Source organism: Mycobacterium sp. (assembly GCF_035653355.1).
GTDB lineage: Bacteria > Actinomycetota > Actinomycetes > Mycobacteriales > Mycobacteriaceae > Mycobacterium.
In genome coordinates, this window is record NZ_DASRBZ010000629.1 from 1 (window position 1) to 5,272 (window position 5,272).

The 5,272-nt window shown below is 62.7% G+C and carries 4 protein-coding genes and 1 pseudogene; all 5 read left to right on the forward strand.

Going from position 1 to position 5,272, the window contains the following annotated elements; all coding sequences use genetic code 11:
• Window positions 1–547, forward strand: a pseudogene (locus tag VFA16_RS21660) (MFS transporter); the annotation flags it as partial.
• Between the two features lie 322 nt (window positions 548–869).
• Window positions 870–1,082, forward strand: a complete 213-nt coding sequence (locus VFA16_RS21665; RefSeq protein WP_324969807.1) for a hypothetical protein — start codon at window positions 870–872, stop codon at window positions 1,080–1,082.
• A gap of 134 nt (window positions 1,083–1,216) precedes the next feature.
• Complete coding sequence (locus VFA16_RS21670; protein ID WP_324969808.1) at window positions 1,217–3,400, forward strand: adenylate/guanylate cyclase domain-containing protein; 2,184 nt, start codon at window positions 1,217–1,219, stop codon at window positions 3,398–3,400.
• Complete coding sequence (locus VFA16_RS21675; RefSeq protein ID WP_324969809.1) at window positions 3,397–4,833, forward strand: mechanosensitive ion channel domain-containing protein; 1,437 nt, start codon at window positions 3,397–3,399, stop codon at window positions 4,831–4,833. The genes VFA16_RS21670 and VFA16_RS21675 overlap by 4 nt, the downstream gene beginning before the upstream one ends.
• Before the next feature lie 32 nt (window positions 4,834–4,865).
• The coding region (locus VFA16_RS21680) for a class I SAM-dependent methyltransferase (protein WP_324969810.1) at window positions 4,866–5,272 on the forward strand (407 nt) is incomplete at its 3' end.

A 5,272-nucleotide genomic window follows, 5' to 3' on the forward strand; every position in this document is an offset into this window, starting at 1 on the left:
CGGTGACCGCAGTGTCTTGGTGACCGGTCTATTCTTGCTAATCGCCGGCCTGCTGATGCTGACGACCGTGGACAAGCACTCGTCCATGTGGCTGCTGTTCGCGTCGGTGGTGCTCAACGCCGTCGGTGGCGCGGTGGTGCAGACACCGCAGTCGACGATCATGATGTCGAGCGCCCCCGCCGATCTCGGCGGTTCGGTTTCGGCGGTCAAATCGGCCGTTGGACAGGCGGGTTACTCGCTCGGGCCAGCGGTGTTCGCGCTAGTGGGCACCACATTGTTCATGCACGACGGTATGCGGGCGCTGGCCGGATCCGGCATAACCGTGCCCCAGGCCCGAGAGGCGCTGCAGGTCGCGCACGGCACCTCGGTGTCATCGACGGGCGGCGCCCATGTGCTCGATCCGCAACGGGCCAGGGAGGTCGTCGAGGGCGCCACCGAGTGCATGGTTCACGCCATCCACACGCTGAGCCTGATGATGGCGGCCGTCCCAGTCGCTGCGATCGTTCTGGCCCTGATTCTGCTGCGCCCCCGAGGAGAGAAGCCCTGATGTCCGCACCTGTCCAGCCTCGGCACGCAGCCCCGAATCCGCCGGAGACGATCCTCGGGATTATCGCCAATGCAGTGCTTTTGGGATCTGACGAATTCGCGATCACTTATAGCCGCGGATACACCGCGGTCGATGCCGTGGGAGCCTTCACCCCCGGCTTCGACCAACTGGGCCAAACACGACAATCAACCAGGCAGCAGGCGATCGTCAATTACTACCGCCACAAACTCGCCGAACCAATCGAACGGCAAATGGCGCGCGGCTTGATATCGCAGCGCTGCCGCCAAGCGCGAACGCGCAGAAGTTCCTTCAGGCCAACTACATGAACAAGAAGCTTGCCGGCGACGGTGGCGCAGGGTCGGGCGCCAAGGCCCGCTTCACCGCCTGCTTCCGGGACGTCGTCATCCGTTTCGACTGGCGCGAGCCGTTGCCCGGCACCCGCGGCAATGTCGTCTGCAACGTCACAAGCGCCCCGACCTGGCACCGATATCCGGTTGCCCGCCGGCTTGTCACGCCGGGCCCGGTAAGACGATGAAACGCTTTCCCGCGCGCGTGCCAGTGGCGCTTTCCGGTTTGTCACTTTTCGGCAAACGCCATTTGTTTTACGTAGTCCGACGCTAGTCTGCTGCATAACCGGTGCTCTGCGGCCCTTTCAGTGAAAGGAAGCCATTGACCTCAGGCCAGTCAACCGAACCGGTATCGGAGGGCCAATCGGCCGCGCCTCGGAAAAAAGGCCGCCGACTGCGGATGCTCTCGCTATTGAGCATCCAGTCCAAAGTCATGGTGATGCTGCTGCTGTCGAGCATTGTGTCGGTCGCGGTAAGCGGCATGATCGGGTTTGAATCCGGACGCGGCGCGCTGCGGAACGCGGCGTCGCAGCGGTTGACCGAGTTGCGTGACTCGCAGACGCGGGCGGTGGCGGCGCTGTTCGCTAACCTGACGAACTCCCTCATCGTCTTCAGCCGCGACCCGACCACGGTCCAGGCGGTGCAGGACTTCACCGGGGCCTTCGATCAACTGGCCAACGCGACGATCACGCCCGCTGAGCAGCAGGCGCTTCGGAACTACTACAACAACGAAGTTATCAATCCGATCGACCGGGTGACCGGCGACGATCTTGATATCAACTTGCTGCTGCCGCAGTCGAACGCGCAGAAATATCTGCAGGCGCACTACACCGCACCGTTTCGGTCAAACAGCGAATCAATGGCGTTGGACGACGCCGGCGACGGCAGCGCATGGTCGGCGGCGAACGCCCGCTTCAACCGCTTATTCCGGGACATCGTCACCCGTTTCCAGTACGGGGATGCATTACTGCTGGATACCCGCGGCAACGTCGTCTATTGCGTGGATAAAGACGCCGACCTGGGGACCAATATCCTGACGGGCCCGTATCGCGAATCCAACTTGCGGAAAGCGTACGAAAAGGCGCTGGGTTCCAACGACATCGACTTTGTCTGGATCACCGACTTCCAGCAGTATCAGCCGGAGCTTGGTCAGCCCGCAGCATGGTTGGTGTCGCCGGTCGGTACGCAAGACAAGATCGACGGCGTGCTGGCCCTGCCGTTGCCGATCACGAAGATCAACGCGATCATGACCGCGAACCGCGATTGGATAGCGGCCGGGATGGGCACGACGACCGAAACGTATCTGGCCGGTCCCGACACGTTGATGCGCTCCGATTCGCGGCTGTTCATCGAGGATCCAAAGGAATACCAGCGTGAGGCGGTCGCGGCCGGCACGCCGCGCGATGTCGTCAACAAAGCGGTCCAGTTGGGTACCACCACGTTGGTGCAGCCGGTCGACACCGCGGGCCTTCGGGCCGCGCAGCGGGGGCAGAGCGGTGTGCTCAGCGATACCGACTACACGGGTAACCGGGAACTGGAGGCTTATGCCCCGTTAACCGTGCCCAACTCGGACCTGCATTGGTCGATCTTGGCAACGAGGGACAACTCGGAGGCCCTCGCGCCGATCGCGTCGTTCACCAAAACCATCGTATTAGCCACGACCGCAATCATTTTCATTGTCTGCGTGGCGGCCATGCTGCTTGCTCAGCTGTTCGTGCGACCAATTCGGCGCCTGGAGGAGGGCACCAGGAAGATCAGCGCGGGCGACTATGACGTCACGGTGCCCGCTACGTCGCGCGACGAAATCGGCGATCTCACCAAGGCATTCAACGAGATGAGCCGGAATCTTCAGATCAAAGAGGAACTACTCAAGGAGCAGCGCAGAGAAAACGACCGCCTGTTGCTGTCGTTGATGCCAGAACCGGTCGCACAGCGCTATCGGGGCGGCGAGCAGACCATCGCAGAAGAGCACCAAGACGTCAGCGTCATCTTCGCCGACATCGTCGGGTTCGACGAGTTCTCTGACGACGTGTCGTCCGACGTATTCGTGCGAGGCGTCGATACGCTGCTCCGCCAGTTTGACGCAGCGGCCGAATCCCTTGGCGTCGAACGGATTCGCACCCTGCACAACGGATACCTCGCCAGCTGCGGAGTAAACGCTCCTCGGCTGGACAACGTGCACCGCACGGTCGACTTCGCGGTCGAAATGCAGCGCATCGTCGACCGATTCAAAGCCCAAACCGGCTACAACCTGGCCCTTCGGGCCGGCATCACCACCGGCAAGGTCGTCAGCGGGCTGGTGGGCCGATCAAGCGTCGTCTACGACATGTGGGGCGCTGCGGTGAGCCTGGCCTACCAGATGCACAGCGGCTCACCGCAACCCGGCATCTACGTCACCTCGCAGGTATACGAAGTGATGCGCGACCTCCGGCAGTTCACGCCGGCCGGCACGATTTCGGTCAACGGAGTCGAGCAGCAGATCTGGCGATTGTCGGAGCGACAATGAACCTCGTCCACTCGCCCTGGTTTTACTGGGCGATCGGTGTGTCGGTCGGATTGCCCGTCGCTATGATCGTGTTGACCGAATGGCATCAGACCCTCGCCCATAAGAACAGCCATCTGGCCAGACCCGTCCACCTGCTGCGCAGCTATGTGCTTCCGCTGGGCGCGCTGTTGCTGCTGCTGGTCAAGGCGACACAGATCGACGCCCGAGACACCTCGGTGCGGATGCTGGCAACGGTTTTCGGCTTCGTTGTGCTGGTGCTGGTGCTCTCCGGTCTCAACGCCACCCTGTTCCAAAGTGCGCCGCAAGGGTCGTGGCGCGACCGGCTACCGGCCATCTTCGTCGACGTCGCCCGGTTCCTGCTGATCGGGGTGGGTCTGGCGCTGATCTTCTCCTACGTCTGGGGCGTCCGGATCGCAGGCTTGTTCACCGCGTTGGGTGTGACGTCGGTGGTTATCGGCCTGATGCTGCAGAACTCGGTCGGCCAGATCGTGTCGGGCCTGTTCATGCTGCTCGAACAACCCTTCCGGATCGGCGATTGGCTGGAGACACCCGCGGCACGGGGACGAATCGTCGAGGCGAACTGGCGCGCTGTCCACATCCAAACGGGCAAAGGACTGCAGATCACCCCGAACTCGGTGCTGGCCACCACCTCGTTCACCAACCTGAGCCGCCCCGCCAATGCGCACAAACTGGTGATCACCACGACGTTTTCCCCCACTGACCCCCCCGACCGGGTGTGCGCGATGCTGTCGCGAGTGGCCAGTACATTGCCGCAGCTGAAGCCCGGCGGCGCGGTCACCTCGGTGGTGCTGGGTTGCGTCGACTACAGCACCGCGTTGTGTATGCAATACCGCACCTCGATCGGGCTGGCGTCACCAGGCGATGACAGCACGGCCCAAGCCACCTTCTTGCGCTGGGTCTGGTATGCGTCGCGGCGAGAGGGCCTTCACCTCGACGGCGCTGACGACGACTTCTCGACGACAGAACGCGTCGAGAAAGCCTTGCAAATGGTGGTAGCGCCGGCATTGCGGCTGACACCCACAGAGGAGCAGTCCCTCATTCCGTATGCGAAGGTCGTCCGCTACGGCGCCGACGAAGTCGTGCAGTGCACCGGTGAAATTCCTCGCGGCATGAGTTTCTTGGTCGCCGGCAGCATCCGGCTGAGCGTGACGAGCGAGGACGGTTCGGTCGCCGACGTGGGCACTTTGGACGAGGGTTCCTTCGTCGGGCTGACAGCGCTCACTCGCCAACCGAATCTCTCCGATGCGCACGCGATGACAGAGGTAACGGCGCTCGAAATCGATCGCGAATATCTCGAACGTCTGGTGATGCACAAACCGCTACTGCTGCAGGAGTTCGGTCGCCTAATCGAGGAGCGGCGAAGCCAAGTGTCCCGGGCAGCACGCCGTGAGCCGTTGGGTATCTCCCGGTAGTAGCAGTCGCAACGAAAGCTGAGTGAAATACGTTGGCCAAGCCGCCAAGTCGTGAGCAGCCTATACCGATAGGCGGGCACTACTTCGCCGCGAAAGCCGACTTGCAAGACGAGCTCGCGCGGTTGCGACTGCTGGAGGCGGAATGTGATCCGCACACCTACCGTGTCCTCGACGCTGTCGGCGTCAGCGCCGGATGGCGCTGCCTTGAGGTTGGCGCAGGCGCCGGTGCGGTGGCCCGCTGGCTCGGGAAGCGCGTGGGGCCCACTGGGCATGTGGTAGCCGCCGACATCGATCCCAAATATCTCGGTGATATGCGCGAGCCCAACATCGAAGTGCGCCAGTGCGATATCACCCTCGACCAGATTGAGCCGGCCTACTACGACCTGATCCACAGCCGATTTGTGCTGATGCACCTCGATGACCCGGCAGACGCCTTGCG